This is a genomic window from Rhodococcus sp. CX (genome assembly GCF_015865005.1).
GTDB lineage: Bacteria > Actinomycetota > Actinomycetes > Mycobacteriales > Mycobacteriaceae > Rhodococcus.
The window spans coordinates 28,369-28,652 of sequence record NZ_JADZGH010000183.1 but is presented as its reverse complement, the minus strand read 5'-3'; the positions used below and the strand labels follow the sequence as shown (position 1 = coordinate 28,652).

Below are 284 nucleotides of genomic sequence, written 5' to 3'. Positions count from 1 at the left end.
ATCTCGGCTATCGCGTCCTGCGCCCGCCGGTTGGGCCGGAACCCGAACGACACCGGCTCGAAGTCGGCCTCGAAGATCGGTTCCAGCACCAACTCGAGTGCGGCCTGAACGACCCGGTCTGCCACCGTCGGTATCGAAGAGACGGCGCACCTTCCCCGACCCGCCCGGCTTGGGAATGATCCTCTCCCGCACCGGCAACGGCCGAAACGAACCATCCTTCAGGCTGGCACGTAGGTCGTTCAGGAAACCCGGAACTCCGACGTATTCCTCGACATCGGCGACGG

1 pseudogene is annotated in these 284 nt (G+C 65.1%); it reads right to left on the bottom strand.

The annotated features are described in order from the left end of the window. Positions 1 to 138 precede the first annotated feature (138 nt). Positions 139 to 284 (bottom strand): annotated as a pseudogene (locus tag I0Q12_RS33290) (group II intron reverse transcriptase/maturase); the annotation flags it as partial.